The sequence below is a fragment of the Nonomuraea rosea genome (assembly GCF_039539705.1).
Taxonomy (GTDB): Bacteria; Actinomycetota; Actinomycetes; order Streptosporangiales; family Streptosporangiaceae; genus Nonomuraea; species Nonomuraea rosea.
This window is the reverse complement of the sequence record NZ_BAABDQ010000006.1, coordinates 99,642-115,914: the sequence shown is the minus strand read 5'-3', so window position 1 is coordinate 115,914 and position 16,273 is coordinate 99,642. Positions and strand designations below refer to the sequence as shown.

At 71.0% G+C, this 16,273-nt stretch carries 16 protein-coding genes and 1 tRNA gene; 10 read left to right on the top strand and 7 right to left on the bottom strand.

All coding sequences use genetic code 11. The features are described from left to right. Window positions 1-24 precede the first annotated feature (24 nt). Window positions 25-1,422, top strand: coding sequence for an MFS transporter (locus ABEA43_RS16970; protein ID WP_345562824.1), 1,398 nt, complete (start codon window positions 25-27; stop codon window positions 1,420-1,422). 65 nt (window positions 1,423-1,487) lie between these two features. Here the strand turns inward: ABEA43_RS16970 and ABEA43_RS16965 are convergent, their stop codons facing one another. Together ABEA43_RS16965 and ABEA43_RS16960 are read right to left on the bottom strand one after the other, a co-directional pair. Continuing rightward, window positions 1,488-1,844 (bottom strand): DUF742 domain-containing protein, encoded by a 357-nt coding sequence (locus tag ABEA43_RS16965; protein ID WP_345562823.1) that lies wholly within the window; start codon window positions 1,842-1,844, stop codon window positions 1,488-1,490. Beyond that, complete coding sequence (locus ABEA43_RS16960; protein WP_345562821.1) at window positions 1,837-3,699, bottom strand: sensor histidine kinase; 1,863 nt, start codon at window positions 3,697-3,699, stop codon at window positions 1,837-1,839. Before ABEA43_RS16960 ends, ABEA43_RS16965 begins: the two co-directional genes overlap by 8 nt. Before the next feature lie 186 nt (window positions 3,700-3,885). Between ABEA43_RS16960 and ABEA43_RS16955 the strand changes: the two genes are divergently transcribed. Beyond that, window positions 3,886-5,445, top strand: a complete 1,560-nt coding sequence (locus ABEA43_RS16955) for an ABC transporter substrate-binding protein (RefSeq protein WP_345562819.1) — start codon at window positions 3,886-3,888, stop codon at window positions 5,443-5,445. Between the two features lie 126 nt (window positions 5,446-5,571). On the opposite strand, the gene ABEA43_RS16950 is transcribed toward ABEA43_RS16955, so the two are convergent. Continuing rightward, window positions 5,572-5,733 carry a hypothetical protein gene (locus tag ABEA43_RS16950; RefSeq protein ID WP_345562817.1) on the bottom strand — a complete coding sequence of 54 codons (162 nt, stop codon included), beginning with the start codon at window positions 5,731-5,733 and terminating at the stop codon, window positions 5,572-5,574. 20 nt (window positions 5,734-5,753) lie between these two features. Between ABEA43_RS16950 and ABEA43_RS16945 the strand changes: the two genes are divergently transcribed. Continuing rightward, entirely contained in the window at window positions 5,754-6,377 is a 624-nt protein-coding gene (locus ABEA43_RS16945; RefSeq protein ID WP_345563224.1) for a hypothetical protein, read from the top strand. Here the strand turns inward: ABEA43_RS16945 and ABEA43_RS16940 are convergent. Next, window positions 6,346-7,458, bottom strand: a complete 1,113-nt coding sequence (locus ABEA43_RS16940) for an MFS transporter (RefSeq protein WP_345562815.1) — start codon at window positions 7,456-7,458, stop codon at window positions 6,346-6,348. The genes ABEA43_RS16945 and ABEA43_RS16940 overlap by 32 nt on opposite strands. A 74-nt stretch (window positions 7,459-7,532) precedes the next feature. On the opposite strand from ABEA43_RS16940, the gene ABEA43_RS16935 reads away from it, so the two are divergent. The 5 genes from ABEA43_RS16935 to ABEA43_RS16915 all read left to right on the top strand — a co-directional run bounded on the left by ABEA43_RS16935 (window position 7,533) and on the right by ABEA43_RS16915 (window position 12,570). After that, complete coding sequence (locus ABEA43_RS16935; RefSeq protein WP_345562813.1) at window positions 7,533-10,055, top strand: ATP-binding protein; 2,523 nt, start codon at window positions 7,533-7,535, stop codon at window positions 10,053-10,055. 7 nt (window positions 10,056-10,062) lie between these two features. After that, a complete protein-coding gene (locus ABEA43_RS16930; RefSeq protein WP_345562811.1) occupies window positions 10,063-11,034 on the top strand; it encodes an inositol-3-phosphate synthase in 972 nt (323 codons plus the stop codon). Between the two features lie 120 nt (window positions 11,035-11,154). Further along, window positions 11,155-11,382, top strand: a complete 228-nt coding sequence (locus ABEA43_RS16925; protein WP_345562809.1) for a hypothetical protein — start codon at window positions 11,155-11,157, stop codon at window positions 11,380-11,382. Between the two features lie 67 nt (window positions 11,383-11,449). Next, window positions 11,450-12,244: an exodeoxyribonuclease III gene (locus ABEA43_RS16920; protein ID WP_345562808.1), complete on the top strand. Its 795-nt coding sequence runs from the start codon at window positions 11,450-11,452 to the stop codon at window positions 12,242-12,244. 92 nt (window positions 12,245-12,336) lie between these two features. Further along, window positions 12,337-12,570 carry a hypothetical protein gene (locus ABEA43_RS16915; protein WP_345562807.1) on the top strand — a complete coding sequence of 78 codons (234 nt, stop codon included), beginning with the start codon at window positions 12,337-12,339 and terminating at the stop codon, window positions 12,568-12,570. Between the two features lie 129 nt (window positions 12,571-12,699). Here the strand turns inward: ABEA43_RS16915 and ABEA43_RS16910 are convergent, their stop codons facing one another. Together ABEA43_RS16910 and ABEA43_RS16905 are read right to left on the bottom strand one after the other, a co-directional pair. Then, window positions 12,700-13,758 carry a cobalamin biosynthesis protein gene (locus tag ABEA43_RS16910; RefSeq protein WP_345562805.1) on the bottom strand — a complete coding sequence of 353 codons (1,059 nt, stop codon included), beginning with the start codon at window positions 13,756-13,758 and terminating at the stop codon, window positions 12,700-12,702. Then, a complete protein-coding gene (locus tag ABEA43_RS16905; RefSeq protein WP_345562803.1) occupies window positions 13,742-14,524 on the bottom strand; it encodes a phosphotransferase in 783 nt (260 codons plus the stop codon). Before ABEA43_RS16905 ends, ABEA43_RS16910 begins: the two co-directional genes overlap by 17 nt. Window positions 14,525-14,716: 192 nt before the next feature. Between ABEA43_RS16905 and ABEA43_RS16900 the strand changes: the two genes are divergently transcribed. Together ABEA43_RS16900 and ABEA43_RS16895 are read left to right on the top strand one after the other, a co-directional pair. Then, entirely contained in the window at window positions 14,717-15,451 is a 735-nt protein-coding gene (locus ABEA43_RS16900; RefSeq protein ID WP_345562801.1) for a ZIP family metal transporter, read from the top strand. 54 nt (window positions 15,452-15,505) lie between these two features. Continuing rightward, window positions 15,506-15,579: transfer RNA gene (locus ABEA43_RS16895), tRNA-Arg, on the top strand. A gap of 118 nt (window positions 15,580-15,697) precedes the next feature. Here ABEA43_RS16895 and ABEA43_RS16890 read toward each other — a convergent pair. Continuing rightward, the gene (locus ABEA43_RS16890) at window positions 15,698-15,955 is read right to left on the bottom strand and encodes a GntR family transcriptional regulator (protein ID WP_345562799.1); all 258 of its coding nucleotides are present in this window, start codon (window positions 15,953-15,955) and stop codon (window positions 15,698-15,700) included. Window positions 15,956-16,273: the final 318 nt, after the last annotated feature.

Genomic DNA, 16,273 nt, shown 5'->3' with positions numbered 1-16,273 from the left:
CCCAAGTTATCTAAAGGAGCCGACATGGCGACAGTTGTAGCGTCCGCCCCGCGGGCGGCGACCACCAGAAATCCCTGGCCCGCGGTGGTCGCGCTGGCCTTCGCCGCCTCCATCGCCGCCCTGCAGAACACCGCGGTGGTCCCCCTGCTTCCCGTGCTGCAGCGCGAGCTGCACGCCTCGCTGAGCGCGGTGACCTGGACGCTCACGCTGAGCCTCCTGGTCGCCGCGGTGGCGACGCCGTTGCTGTCGCGCTTCGGCGACATGTACGGCAGGCGCCCCATGATCCTCGGCGCTCTCGCCCTCTTGGTGATCGGCTCGGTGATGGCCGCCCTGGCGACCTCGCTGGCCTGGCTGATCGTGGCGAGGGTGCTCCAGGGCGCGGTGGCCGCGCTGGTGCCGTTGTCGATCGGGGTGGTGCGCGACACCTTGCCCCGGCACCAGCTCGCGACCGGCATCGGCGTGCTCAGCGCGACGATGGGATTCGGGAGCGGCGGCGGCATGATCTTGGCCGGGCTCGCCGCCGGTGACTTCCACCTCGTGTTCTGGATCACCGGCGGGATCTCGCTGGTGGCCGCCGTCATCGTGGCCTTCCTGGTCCGCGACGGCGCCCCGGCGGGCGGCGGCCGGCCCGACCTGCTCGGCGCCGCGCTGCTGACGGCCTGGCTGGTGGCGCTGCTGGTGGCGATCAGCCAGGGCGGCTCGTGGGGCTGGACCTCGCCTGGAGTGCTCGGGCTGTTCGGCGCGGCCGTGGTGCTGGCCGCGATCTGGGTCGCGGTCGAGCGCAGGGTGGCCGAGCCGCTGGTCGAGATGGCGATGCTGGTACAGCGGGGCACGATCGGCGCGACGGTGGCCTCGATGCTGCTCGGGTTCGCGTTCTTCACCATCCTGACCGGCATGTCCAGCTTCGCCCAGGTGCCGGTGAGCACCGGCTACGGGTTCGGCGCCTCCACCCTTCAGGTCGGGCTCTACCTGCTGCCGAGCACGCTGTTCATGCTGGTGATCTCGCTGTTCGCGGGCCGGTTCATGCGCCGCTTCCAGGCCTCCTCGATGGTGGCGGCGGGCTCGGGGGTCACGGGGCTGGCCGCGCTGCTGCTGGTGTTCGCGAACGACAGCTCCGCCGACCTGTACATCGCGTCCTCGCTGATGGGCATCGGCCTCGGCATCGGGTACGCGGCGCTGGGCACGATGGCGGTCGAGCACGTGGACCCGGCCAAGACGGCCCTGGCGGCCGGCGTGAACGCCCTGGTGCGCATCGTGGGCGGCAGCACGGCGGGCGCCGTGATCGCCGCCGTCCTGGCCGCCCAGCCGGGCGTGCTCGGCTACCAGTGGATCTTCGGCGTCGCGGCCACGGCCGGCGCGGTGGCCGCCGTGTTCGCGGCCGTGTACGGCGCGCTCAACCGCAGGGCGCTCCAGGCCGCCTGAGCGCCACGTCCGGCTGAGCCGTCACCTCGGACCCCCGTGGTCCCGGACCTCCGGGACCACGGGGGCTATAGCGCCTTGAGCCCGCTGATCACCTCGAGCAACACCTTGGCGTCCGGAGCGGGCGGCGGCAGCTCCACCTGTACGAGCTGCTGCGCGTGCAGGTCGCCGACCAGCACTCTGACGACGCCGATGGGCAGGTTCAGCTCGGCGGCGACGTCCACGAGCCTGGTCGGCTTGGTGCATTTCTGCATGATGATGAGATGCTCGGGCCCGAGACCCATGGGCGGCGTCAGGCCACCCGCCGTGATGATCACCGCGATGAGGTCGATGGCCTCGCTCGCGGGGACCGTACGGCCCCTGGTCAGCAGGTAGGCGGGAACGATAGGACCGGCGTCCTCGTCCAGCCAGCGCTCGTCACTCACTTCGCACCACCCGCATGGGGCGAGCGGGTTCCTGCACGCGAACCTCCGGTTCCGGATCGGCCACGTGCTCTTCCGGGATCAACACGATCGCGGTGGTCCCTCCATATGGTGAACCGCGCAACGTCACGCGGATGTCGTGCCTGGCGGCCAGGCGGGAGACGACGAAAAGGCCGAGACGGTCGCTGTCGGCCAGGTCGAACTCCGGTGGGCTGGCCAGCCGCTCGTTGAGATCGGCCAGCTCCTCTGCACTCATCCCGAGCCCGCGGTCCTCGACCTCGAAGGCGAAGCCGCGAGCCGCCTCCTCGCCGCGCACGATGACCGTGGTGTGCTCGGGGGAGTAGACGGTGGCGTTCTCGATGAGCTCGGCGATCAGGTGGATCACGTCGCCGACCACGGGCCCGTCCAGGCGCTGGCCGGACATCGGCTCGACGGTGACCCGCTGGTAGTCCTCCACCTCGGCCGCCGCGCCGCGGGCCACGTCGAGCAGCGGCACCGGCTTGCTCCAGCCGCGGCCAGGGGTGGCGCCCGAGAGGATGATCAGCCCCTCGGCGTGGCGGCGCATGCGGGTGGTGAGGTGGTCGAGCCTGAACAGGTCGTCCAGGGCCTCGGGGTCGGTCGCCCGGTTCTGCATGTCCGCCAGCTGGATGCGCTGACGGTGCAGCAGCGTCTGGCTGCGCCTGGCCAAATTGCGGAACACGTGGCCGACCCCCTCGCTGAGCTGCGCCTGGCCGACGGCCGCCTCCACGGCGGTCTGCTGGACGGTGGAGAAGGCCTGCCCCACGTCGTCGATCTCGACCGTGGTGCTCGCCACCGACAGCTCGGGCATCTCGACCGTCTCGCCCTTGCGCAGCTTGGCCACGACGTGCGGCAGCCGCTCCTGGGCCACCTCCAGCGCGGCCAGCCGGAGCGCGCCCAGCTCCTTCGACAGCCGGTTGCCCATCCGCAGCGAGAACCCGATCGACATGATCACCAGCGCCAGCGCCGTACCGGCGAGCAGGAACGCCCGCGAGAGCACCTCGTCGGCCACCGGGTCGGCGCGCGCGTTCAGAATCGTGCTGGCCCGCATCTGCGCCTTCTGGAACGACCCGGCCAGCGCCTCCGTGGTGGACAGCCAGCTCTGGGGGGCGCCCCCGGCGATGATCTGGTCCTCCATCATCCGCATCCGCTGGTAGGCGGGGGAGGAGATGAGGGCCACCTGACCGTCGCGCAGGTTCGGGTCGAGCTCGCCGAGCGCCTGGTCGATCAGGAAGCGCCGGTTGCCGACGAGCTGGGTGAACAGCCGGCGTTCCGCGGCCGTGGTCGGCCCGAGCGCGATGGCCTGCTCCCTGGTGAGCAGCTCCTTGGCGTAGCCCATGTCGATGACCACCCGGGACTGCTCGTAGATCGGGATGTCGTCGATGAGGGCGACGCGCTTGTGCAGGCCGAAGAGCGTGTCGATGACCGCGTTGTAGGACTCCGCGGTGTGCAGACGGTCGGACAGACCCGTGTCGATCTCTCCCCGGATCGAATCGAGCCTGTCGAGTTGCGTGTTCACCGCGTCCACCTGTGTGCGGATCTCTTCCGATCGGTCTTTGGAGATGCTGGAGAGCTGCCTGAACGAGTCTCTGACAGTGTCGGTACTGGTGCGCTGCGCGGCCACGGCCGCCTTGTCCGCCGTCGAACGCTGGAATTTGGCCGAGACGAGACGCTCACGCTGAATCTCGCTGATCAGTTTGTACGCGGGATGCCGGAGGTTAGTCCAGAGTGTCTTGTATTGGCGCAGCTCCAAGCTCTCACTGGCGGTGACGGCGGTGATGACTCCCCACAACACCACCATGGAGGTCAGCGGCACCAGTAGCAGACCGATGATCTTCATGCGGATCGTTCGGCTACGACCCATGGCACCTCACTCCGGTCGGTCCCCTGGTGGCAACCCCGGACGGGACAAGCCCCGAGGATAGCAATCCGATCACCGGAATGCCCAATTTTTCGGGACTTTTGGACACATTGGCTTGATCTTGGAGTAGGTTTCCCGGGAACATCGCTGACAGAGGGAGATGCGTTGCGCCGTCGTCTCATCGCGGCCGCCGCGCTGATGCTCCTCGCGGCTTGCTCGGCCCCGGCCGAAGTGCCCCAGGCCCCCGTCGGCGAAGCCCCGTTCGTGTACGTCAAGAACCTGGACGTCATCACGGAATGGGACCCCAGCCGCTCCTACTCCAACGAGATCATCGCCTTCCAGAACATCTACGAGACCCTCACGCTCTGGAACCCGGTCACCAAGAAGTCCGCCCCCCGCCTGGCCACGTCGTGGCGGTCGTCGGCGGACGGCCGCACCTGGACGTTCAACCTGCGTCCCGGCGTGACCTTCCACACCGGCAGGCCGCTGGACGCCGCGGCGGTCAAGGCGTCGATCGAGCGCACGATGCAGGCCAAGACGGGCGCCTCCTACATCTGGGACGCGGTCTCGGGCATCAGGGCGGAGGACACGCGCACGGTGACGTTCTCGCTCAAGTACCCCGTGCCGCTCGACCTGGTGGCCTCGGCCGGGTACTCCGCCTACATCTACGACACGAAGGCGGCGCCCGACCTGGGCAAATGGTTAAAGGAGGGCCGGGACGCGGGCTCGGGGCCGTACACCGTGGTGAGCTGGCAGAAGGGCAAGGAGCAGGAGCTCTCGCTCAAGGCGTACGACAAGTACTGGGGCGGGTGGACCAGGCCGCACTACAACGCGGTGAAGTTCCGCGTCGTGCCCGATCCCGACCGGGCGTACCGGCTGCTGCAGCGCGGTGAGGTGAGCTTCGTCGAGCGGCTCAGCCCGCCGCTGTTCGCCAGGGCCGGGGCCGCGCCGGGCCTGCGCACGTCGGAGCGGCCGTCGTTCCAGACCGCGATGCTGCTGTTCAACACCGCCGCCGGCCCGATGAAGGACATCCGCCTGCGCCGCGCGATCCAGAAGGCCGTCGACTACCGCGGCCTGCTCAAGGGGCTGAAGGGCGCCGCCTCACCGGCCAGCGGCCTCATCCCCGAGGGCCTGATGGGCCACGTGCCCGGGCGCGTGCCGAAGCAGGACCTGAACGGCGCGGCCCAGCTGCTGGCCAGGGCGGGCTACGGCCCGGCGGGCAAGCCGCTGCGGCTGCGGCTGACGTACGGGGAGGGCGACACCGACTGGCGGCTGCTCGCCACGCAGCTGACCAGGACGCTACAGCCGCTCAACGTCACGATCGACGCCCGGCCGATGCCCTGGAACGCCCAATGGGAGCTGGGCAAGAAGCGCGGCCAGGACATCTTCGTCATGTACTGGTGGCCCGACTATGCCGACGGCTACTCGTGGTTCGGCAACGTCTTCCACAGCGGCAACCCGCCCGTCTTCAACCTGACCTACCTGAACGACCACGGGCTGGACGCGATGCTCGACACCGTGCCCGAGCTGACCGTGACCGACCGGCCGGCGGCGCAGCGGGCGTACGAGCAGGCGACCAGGCGGGTCCTCGACCAGCGGGCGGCGGCGGCGCTGCCGTGGGTGGTCAACTACCAGCGGGCCTACCTGGGCGGGATCCAGGGCTACGACGACAACCCGGCCTACCCGGACGTCGTCTTCGTCTACGACCTACGCCCTTCGGGCTGAGTTTAATTGGCCTCTCTCCGTTCGGCAGGGCTCGGTCGCCTCATGCCGCCGTCTTCCCCCGCTCTGGTCGCTTCGCTCCCGCCACTCCTCCAGACGACGGCACTCCCTCGCAAAACCTCGGGGGCCTCACTCCGTGAGGTGGTCGGCGTCTTCGAGGCGTTCGCGGAGGCGGGTGCGGATCTCCTCCGGGGTGTAGGCGCGACGACGGCGTTCGGCTCGGGCGATCACCACTCCCGTGGCCGCCACGCCCATGATTCCGGCCAGACCGAGCATCTTCCACCAGCGCATGTGCCTAGGCTAGCGGTGTGCTGACTCTCGACGAAGCCGTCAAGGTGACGAGGACCGGAGACCTGTGGGTCTTCCGCGGACGTTCCGTGCCGGACCGGGCCATCCAGACCATGACCAACAGCCCGGTCAACCACGTGGGCATGGCCATCGTCATCGAGGACCTGCCGCCGATGATGTGGCACGCCGAGCTCGGCAGGTCGCTCCTCGACCTGTGGTCGGGCACCCACCAGCGCGGCGTGCAGCTCCACGACCTGCGCGACGCCGTCACGGTGTGGGCCGACAAGTACGACCAGCGCCCCTGGCTGCGCCAGCTCGAACCGCAGGCCACGCCCGAGATGGAGGACGCGGCCCTGCGCACGGTGGCCAGGCTCGACGGCACCCCGTTCCCCTCCACCGCCAGGCTGGCCGCCCGCTGGGCCAGGGGACGCGTCCCGCGCAGGCTCCGCAAGGAGCAGACGCTGGAGAGCGCCTACTGCGCCGAGGTGGTGGCCGTCACCTACGAGGAGTTGGGGCTGCTGCCCAGCGGCCGCCGCCCCAACTGGTACGACCCCGGCAGGTTCTGGAGCGGCGACGACCTCGGCCTGCTCACCGGCCGCCGGCTCGGCAACGAGATCACCGTGGGAGTGGAGCGTACGCGGGCCTGACCCTGGTCAGCGGCAGCGTGACCGCCATCAGCACGGCCACCAGCGCGAACCCGAGCGGATAGCCCGTGTGCCCGAGCACCAGCCCGAACCCCATCGCCCCCACGCCCATCCCCGCGTCGTAGGCCAGGTTCCACAGCGCGCTCACCCTGGCCGCCGGGCCGCGCTCGATCATCAGCACCAGCGTCGCGTTCTGCAACACCCCGAACCCGGCCCCGAACACCGCCATCCCCGCCACCACCGCGACCGGGCTGCCGACCCAGACCTGCAGCGCGACGCCGGTGACGGTGGCGAGCAGGCCGGGCACCAGCAGGCGCGCCGAGCCGTGCCGGTCGCCGAATTTGCCCGCCAGCCAGCGCGCCACCGGCGTCGTCAGCGACTGGGTGAGCAGCGCGGCCGAAGCCAGCCCCGGAGAGCCCGCCAGCGGCAGGAACGTCACCAGCACGCCCGTCGCGGTCGTCACCCCCGCGAAGATCAGCGCGGGCGCCATCAGACCACGCATGCCGGCCGCGCGCTCGCCCGGCTCCGGCTTCGCCGCCGCGATGTGCGGCAGCCCCAGCACGGCCACGAGCCCGGCCAGCGGGATCAGCCCGGCCACGACGAAGACGGGGGTGAAGCCGATCGCGCCGCCCGCCCACAGGCCCAGCGGCAGTCCGAAGATCGACGGCACGCCGACGGCCACGCCGTACAGGCCCAGAACCTCGCCACGACGCCCGGCGGGCACCAGCTCGGCGGTGAGCGCCGTACCGGCGACCACGAGGACGCCCAGCCCGGCCCCGCGCAGCAGGCTGACCCCGAGCACCAGGGGCAGCTCCGCCGACACCGGCAGCAGCAGCGCGGGCAGGCCGAGCAGCACCAGGCCCAGAGCCAGCACGGCGCGGTAGCCGAGCCTGGCCAGCAGCCACGGGACCGCCAGCTCGGCGAGCACCGTGGCCAGCATCATCACGCCGGTCACCGCCCCCGCCCCGAACTCGCCCGCACCGCCCGTCGCGGCGTACAGGGGGACGGTGGCGAACAGCAGGTAGAAGCCGAGCAGCCCGGCCACCGAGGCGGCCATCATCAGATTCATCGAACGTGTCATCATGCCGACGACGTTCCTGGAAAGCCGTCTGAGCCACATCGGGCATGATGCTTAGCCGCCTCTTCATAATGGTGGTTGTGTTCGTCGGACGTGAGGCTGAGCTGGAGCGGCTGACCGCCGCGCAGGCGCGTACGCCGGGCGGCGTCCTGGTCGTGGGCGAGGCGGGGATCGGCAAGTCGCGGCTGGTCGGGGAGTTCGCCTGCCGGGTCGACGCGCTCGTCGCCGAGGGTGGGGCCGATCCGGGCTCGACGGCGTACGCGCCGTTCGTGCCGGTGCTGCGCCGCCTGGTCAGGGAGCACGGGCCCGAGCTGGTGCCGGGCGGCGGGCGCAGGGGGCTGGCCCGGCTGCTGCCCGAGCTGGGCGAGGTCGAGGACCTGCCGGACCTGGGCACGGCGCGGCTGTTCGAGGAGATCCTGCTGCTGGTCGAGCGGGCCGCCGAGCGCCGTCCCCTGGTCCTCGTGCTGGAGGACCTGCACTGGGCCGACCAGGCCAGCCGCGACCTGCTGGTGTTCCTGCTGCGCAACCTGATGCGGCCGGGCGTGCTGATCGTCGCGACCTCGCGCGAGCCGCTGCGGCTGCCCGGCGCGGAGGTGATCAGGGTGCCGCCGCTCGGGCGCGACGAGGTGGCCCGCCTGCTCGGCGGCGCGGACGCCGGGCTGCGGGAGGACCTGGAGCTGGTCCTGGCGCGCAGCGAGGGCAACCCGCTGTTCGTGGAGGCGCTGGCCGGCGCGGGGGCGGGGGCCGCCACGCCCGCCTCGCTGCGCGAGCTGCTGCTGGCGGGGGCGGAGCGGCTGCCCCAGGCGGGGCTCGACGTGCTGCGGATCGCCGCCGTGGCCGGGCGCAGGACGCCGCACGAGGTGCTGCGGGCCGTGGCCGGGCTGGACGAGCTGGCGCTCGACGAGGCGTTACGGCCGGTCGTACGCGCCCGGCTGCTGCTCGTGGACGGCGACGGCTACGCGTTCAGGCACACGCTGATCCGTGACGCCGTCTATGACGACCTGCTGCCGGGGGAGCGGCGGCGGTTGCACGCCCGTTGCGCGGAGGCCCAGCCGGAGCTGGCCGCCGACCACTGGTTCGCGGCGGGGGACCGGCCGCGCGCCTTCCAGGCCGCCTGGCGGGCCCGCCGGTGGCACCGGGTGCTCGACCTCTGGGACCAGGCCGGTGACGAGGACCACGCGCGCGTGCTGGAGCTGGCCGCGCGCGACGCCCTGTGCGAGGGCGACGCCGTGCGGGCCGAGGAGCTGGCCACCAGAGCGCTCGACGAGGTGGACGATCCGCTGCGCGCCGCCCACCTGCTGGAGCTGCGGGTCGCCGTCCGCGACCTGCTCGGCGAGGAGGGCTTGGGAGACCTGCGCGAAGCCGTACGGCTGGCGCCGCGCGAAGCCAGGCTGATCGGCGCGCTGGCCACCACGCTGGCCTGGAACGGCGAGGACGCCGAGGCGCGCGCCCACGCGGAGGAGGCGCTGGCGCTCGGCGACGCCAAGTCGCTCGTCACCCTGGCCGCGCTCACCGCGCTCGACGGGGACCTCGACGCGTCGTCGAAGCTGTACGCGCAGGCCAGGGCGGGCGCGCCGGACGACGACGGCCTGCTCGCCTCCTACGCCAGCGAGGCCGACGTGCTGGAGGCCGCGGGCGAGCACGCCAGAGCCGAGTCGGTCGCCAGGGAGGGCATCGCCAGGGCCAGGCGGCTGGGCCTGTCCCGCTCCCGCGGCGCCCACCTGGCCGCGAACCTCGCCGAGCCGCTCACCTCCCAAGGCCGCTGGAAGGAGGCCCGCGAGGTCATGCGGACGGCGCTGGCGCTCGACCCGCCGCCGATCCACCGGGCCTGGGTGCTCATGGTGCTCGGCACGGTCGCGGTCTGGGAGGGCGCGGCGGCCGAGGCCGGCGAGATCGTCCGCCTGGTCAGGCCGCTGATGCGCGGGCGCTCGCGGGGCTACGACTCCTGCCTGGAGCCCGACCTGCTCGAATGCCGGCTCGCGGTGGCCCCGACGACGGTCGGGGCCGACCTGGAGCGGGCCGGGCGGGTGATCGACCACGTGCTGGCCGAGCACGACCTGACATTGAGCCGCCGCTACGCCTGGCCGCTGCTGGTGCTGGCGGCCCGGATCGGGCGCGTGCGCGAGGCGCCGGCGGGGCTGGCGACGACCGGGCGGGTGCAGCAGGCGCACCAGGCCACGTTCGAGGCCGAGTGCGGGGGCTCCTGGGCCGCGGCGGTGGCCTGCTGGCGGGCCGTCGGGCAGCCGTACGCGCTGGGGCAGGCCCTGGTCAGGGCGGCGGAGCAGGACCGCGCGAACGCCCGCGAGCTGCTGCGCGAGGCGGCCGCGATCGCCGCCGGGCTCGGCTCGGAGCCGCTGCGGCTGGAGGCCGCGGCGGCCGCGGCCACGCTGCGGGTCGGCCTCACCGACGGGCAGCCGCTGTCGGCCAGGGAGCTGGAGGTGCTCGGCCTGGTCGCCGAGGGGCTGAGCAACCGGCAGATCGCCGAGCGGCTGTTCATCTCGGCCAGGACCTCCGGCGTGCACGTCTCGAACATCCTGGCCAAGCTGGGTGCGGCCTCCCGCGTCGAGGCCGCCGCGATGGCCCGCCGCACGGGGCTGATCTAATCCAGGCATGTCGAACGTGAACGTCGCCGTGATCGGCGTCGGAAACTGCGTGTCCTCCCTGGTGCAGGGCGTCGAGCATTACCGGGACGGCGACGCGCCCGGCCTGTCCCATCCCGTGTGCGCCGGTTACGCGATCTCCCAGGTGCGCTTCACCGCCGCCTTCGACGTCAACGCCGCCAAGCTCGGCCGCGACCTGTCGGAGGCCATCTGGACGCCGCCCAACAACGCGCGCAGGTTCGCCGCCGTGCCGCACCTCGGGGTGCCGGTCACAGAAGGCATCCTGGCCGACGGCGTGGGCCCCGGCTCGGCCGAGGCGATCGACCCGCGCGGCGGCGCGACCCCCGGCCAGGTCGCCGCCCACCTGACGGAGACGGGCACGCACGTCGTGCTCAGCTTCCTGCCCACGGGTGCGCAGCGGGCCACCGAGCTGTACGCGGAGGCGGCCCTGGCGGCCGGATGCGCGTTCGTGAACTGCATGCCCGCCGTGCTCGCCCGCTCGCCGGAGTGGCGGCGGCGCTTCGCGGAGGCCGGGCTGCCGCTGGTCGGCGACGACCTGAAGAGCTCGTTCGGCGCCACGCTGGTGCACCGCGCGCTGGTGGACGCGCTGACCGCGAGCGGGGTTGACCTCCATGACGGCCACCAGCTGCTCGGCGGCGGCAACATGGACTTCGCCAACCTGCAGGACGCCGACCGGATGAAGAGCAAGAAGGCCACGAAAGCCACCGGAGCGGGGACGTCCGCGCACGTGAGCGCTCAATACCTGCCGTTCCTGGACGATCGCAAGATCGCCTATCTCCGGCTGGACGGGACCGGCTTCGGCGGCTCCCCGCTGGAGGTGGAGGTGCGGATGGTCGTCGAGGACTCGCCGAGCGCCGCGGGCAACGCCCTGGACGCGGTACGGCATGCCAAGTCGGCCATGGACGAAGGGGTGGGCGGCCTGCTCAGCGAGGTTTCCGGCACGCTGATGAAGGCGGTTTGACGCATTATGCTCGGGTTGATCGCGACGCACCTGGGCGCCTATGTGCCGGTGTAGCGGCTGATCGACGCCCTGGGGGAGGACGACCCGTCCAAGACCGCCAAGACGATCGTCCAGCTCAAGGTGTCGCAGCTGCGTAAGACGCTGGGCGGCCGCATCGCCACCACGACGGCCGGCTACGCGCTGGCCGTGCCCGAGGAGGAGGTGGACCTCGGCCGCTTCCGCGATCCAGCCGGGCAACGGCCGCTACAAGCTGATCCAGCAGGACGAGGGCAACGCGGTCCTGTACGACGGGCAGCGCAGCCTGTTCACCACTCCGACGGCGGGGCACCCGGGCGCGCGCTCGATTGACCATGGTCTTCCTCTGTGACGCCGGGTCGTGGAGACGGCGGGCGGGGGCCGGTGGCAGGCTAGAGGGATGCGCCTGGCGACCTGGAACGTGAACTCGGTGAAGGCGAGGCTGCCTCGCCTGCTCGAATGGCTGGACGAGGCCAAGCCGGACATCGTCTGCCTGCAGGAGACCAAATGCGCCGCGGAGGCGTTCCCCGTGGCGGAGGTGGGCGCGCTGGGCTACGCCGCCGCGGCGCACGGCGACGGCCGCTGGAACGGCGTCGCGATCCTGTCCAGGTCCGGCCTGGACGACGTGACGCTGAGCTTCCCCGGCGAGCCTGGCTTCGGCGAGCTCGACGGGGTCGGCGCGGCCCGCCCCGAGGCCCGCGCGATCGGGGCGACGTGCGGCGGGATGCGGGTCTGGTCGCTGTACGCGCCGAACGGGCGCACGATCGATTCGCCGCACTACGCGTACAAGCTCGACTGGTTCGCGGCACTGCGGGACGCGATCGAGGCCGAGCTGACCGGGCCGCTCGTGGCGTGCGGCGACTACAACGTGGCGCCGACCGACGCGGACGTGTGGGATCCCGCCCTGTTCGTCGGCGCGACCCACGTCACGCCGCCCGAACGCCAGGCGCTGGCCGACCTGCTGGCCCTGGGGCTGCACGACGTGGTGCCGACGCCGATGAAGGGGCCGCACCCGTTCACGTACTGGGACTACCGGGCCGGCATGTTCCACCAGAACAAGGGGATGCGCATCGACCTCGTCTACGCGAGCACCGAGGTGGCCGAGCGGGTGCGGGCGGCGTACGTCGATCGCGAGGCCCGTAAGGGTAAAGGCCCGTCCGATCACGCGCCGATCGTGGTGGATCTCGAAGCATAATTCAAATCACAAACCGCGGTCGTACGAGTATCCTGAGCTCTCAAATGTTTCGGGGGTATTAAAGTCGCTACAAGGCCCACAGGGGGATCTCCGTGGAACCTGCAGATGGCCGCGTCATTCTCTTCATCATCATCGGGCTTGCCGTGTTCGCCCTCGGCCGGCGCTTCCAGACCATGCTGATCATGCGGCAGGTCTGGAAGCAGAGCGCGCGGCAGGTCAGCGCACGTAAGGTGACCGCGCACAATGCCGCGAGGTCCATGGTCGGCATTACGCTGATCGCGGTATTCGTGGTCTGGCTCGTACTCAACCTGAACCGGGTAATGTGACTAACCACTGATCGCTGATTACCGGCCGCCCGTCCGCGCACCTATTTAGGGCGCGGGCGGGGCGTCCGCCCGTCGGCGACTTCGGGCGGACAGACCCGCCTGGCCATCGCTGATTGATTATCGAGTTGCTCAATATCGCGCAATTGCGCGGCGTAGCGCCCAGGCCGTCAGAACGGCCGCGCCGGCGGCGGCCAGGCTCACCGCGCGCGTCAGGCGGACGGCGCGGCGGATGTCCTTGACCTCGGGCTTGGGCCCGTCTCCCATGGTGGGCCGGTGCTCGACCCGGCCGCCGTACACGTTCGTGCCGCCCAGCGTGACGCCGAGCGCTCCGGCGAAGGCGGCCTCGCAGCGGCCGGCGTTCGGGCTGGGATGCCGGTGGCCGTCCCTCCTGAGCACGGACAGCGCCCTTCGCGGCGCCGGTCCCGTCAACGCCGCCAGCACCCCTGTGACCCGCGCGGGCACGTAGTTCGCCACGTCGTCGAGCCTGGCCGCGGCCCAGCCGAAGCGCTCGTAGCGGGGGGAGTGGTGGCCGATCATGGCGTCCAGCGTGTTGATCGCCCGGTACGCCAGCAGCCCCGGCACCCCCGCCACCGCACCCCAGAACAGCGGGGCCACGACGGCGTCCGAGGTGTTCTCGGCCAGCGACTCGACCGTGGCCCTGGCCAGCTCGGGGGCCTCCAGGAGCGCGGGGTCCCGGCCGCAGAGGTGCGGCAGCCTGGCCCTGGCCCGCGCCAGGTCGTCGCGTTCGAGGGCATCGGCCATGTAGGCGCCTTCGCGGGCCAGCGTGGTGCCGCCGAGCACGGCCCAGGTGGCTATGGCGGTCACGGCCGTACGAGCGACCGTGCCTTTGACCGGGCGGCCCATGGCCGTCCGAGCGACCGTCGTCCGAGCGCCCCCGCCTGCGACCCGCTGAGCGGCGGTGACCTGGACCGGGTGGCTCACGGCCGTACGGACCCGCCCCTTCGGTCCGACCTGGGCGGCCAGCACACCCAAGGCGGCGGCGCCGCCGACGCACACGGCGACATGGACGACACCGCGGGACCTCCGGTCGGCGTACAGGACACCCTCCAGCCGCCCGGCGGCGCGCCCGAACAGCGCGACGGGATGAGCGGGCGACTGCGGATCGGCCACGAGCTGGTCGAGCGCCACGCCGAGAGCGAGGCCGAGCGGATCACACCAAAGAGGCATGAAGCTCATCTTCGTGCACATCCAGCCACGCCGCCGCACGGCGGATACGCTGCCCAGCCCCGCCCGCCCACATCTTCGCCCAGTTCCCGCCCGCGGTGGCGCGGGTGCGCATGACGGCGTAGGAGCGGTGGAAGCGGATCCTGGCGAGCTCGAGGAGGCGGCGGCGGTCGCGGGGCGGGACGCCGTACGCGTCGCAGAACAGCCGCAACCGTTCGCCCACGTCGAGGTTGCGCAGGAGCGGGTGCCGATCGACGGGGTCGGCGATGGGGGCCCAGTGCCGGAGGGTGGTGACGATGTCGAAGAGGCGGGTGGTCGGCCGGGCCAGATCAAAGTCGATCATCGCGTGGGGCAACCCACCCCGGAAGATCACATTTTCCGGCGTTAAATCACAATGACCGATGACTTCCGGCGCCTTGTCATCATTCGACCCGCCTTCCCACCCCTCCGCCACCAGCGGAAACCCCGCAGTAGCGTCGTGGAAGTCGCGCAACAACACGCCCAGGCAGGCCAGCGCCTCATCAGTCGCACTCGCGAGATCGAGCCCGGTCGTACCCGGGACGAAAGTGAGGATCTCGCGCCCGAGCCGATCCATCCCCAGCACCCTCGGTGCCCCCTCGAACCCGGCAGCCTCAAGGTGCCTGAGCAGGGCATGAACGGCGGGCGTGGACGTACTGGCCGGTCTGCGCACGGTGTCACCGACACGCACCACCCCGTCAGTCACGTCCCCGCCCTGCAGGGGAATCTCATGCAGGAGCGTCGCGACCATGCCACGACAGCTTAGACCCTTTTGCACACCCCCCGCCTGGCCTTTTCCGCCACCGACGGGCCGCACAAGCCCTCCGGCGACCGATTTGCGGTGACTACGCGCCCCTGCATGCTCGTCAGCCCTGGCAGCGGCCGACACTATCTGTGTGTCGCACCCCCACCACCCACCCGCACCCCTCTAGCCTGGGCTTTCATGCCCATCCTGCTCTCTCTGGCGGCATTCCTCATGACGCTCCTGGGCGGGCTGGTCGCCGACCGCATCGGCAAACACCGCCACCTCGTCCTCGGCGCCGCCGCCGGAGTGATGCTCGGGGTGGTGGCCTTCGACCTCCTCCCCGAGGCCCTGGCCCACAATTCCCTGAACGTGCACGGCGTGCCCCTGTCGATGCTCATGTTCGCCCTGGCGTTCCTCGGCATCCACATCGTGGAGCGCTCGATGGGCATGCACACCGCCCACGAGGGCGACTACGCCATGCACCGCCACACCCGTGCCGGCGTCGGCCTCACCGCCGGCGCCGCCCTCGTCCTCCACAGCTTCCTGGACGGGGCCGCGATCGGCGCCGCGTACCAGACGGACGCCTCCCTGGCGGTGGCCGTGGCGATAGGCGTCATCGCGCACGATTTCACGGACGGCTTCAACACGTACACGATCACGTCCCTGTACGGCAACGCCCGCCGCCGCGCCCTCACCCTCCTGACCCTCGACGCCCTGGCCCCGGTAACGGGCGCCGTCCTGACCTCCCTCATCGCCATCCCCAGCGGCATCTTGGAGGCATACCTAGGCCTCTTCGCCGGTTTCCTCCTCTATCTGGCGACCTCCGATATCCTTCCTGAAGCCCACACGGCCCGACACGCCACAGGCTGGACTCTGACGGCGACGGTCCTGGGAACGCTGTTCATGTGGGGTGTGATCGGGATGACAGGCTGACACGAGGAAAACCTGTGCATGACAAGTCGCCGGATCATGCACAATAAGGCAGGAGCGCCCTTAGCTCAGCTGGATAGAGCATCGGACTTCTAATCCGACGGTCGCAGGTTCGAATCCTGCAGGGCGCGCTTAGGGTTTACCAGCCAAAACGGCCCATTCTCGCGGTCGGGCTGAATGCCCTGTGACAGGGGAGTTGACAGGGGAGAGGCCCCGGAGTCGCCTCTCCCGCCCCCGAAGCCCCACCGCTCACCGATCCTCAGACGGCCAGTTTTCGCGCGCCGAGACGTAGGTTCCGCGCTGCGGGAGCGTGAACGCCCACCCTTGCTCGCGGAGGTAGGCGACTGCCTGGCGGGCGGTGTCCCGTGCCACGCCATGATCTTTGACCATCTGCGACTCGGACGGGATCAGGTCGCGCGGCCCGAGCTCGCCGGCCCGAATCCTGGCAATGACGATTTCGGCGAGCTGCCGGTAGATCGGCATCGGGTCGAAACGATCAATGGTCATGATCGCAGACGTTAGCCACGTAGGCCACGCTGCTCATATGGGCGACGTTGCCTACGAGGTAGACAAGGTAGACGAGGCTATGGACCAGACCGAAACTATGACATAGAGTGCTCGGGATCCGACCGTTCGTGTTCATGTCCCCCATGCCACGGCGGTCGGATCACCCTCAATCGTGGGGCAAATACGGGTGCGCGCCAGGCTCGGATGTGGGCCAGACTGGGGGCAGGTAGTGGGAGCCACAGGAGTACACGGCCTAACCATCCCGGCCAGGAAAGCCTCGCGTCCGCGAGCGACAAACGCCCCTACCTGCGGACACGG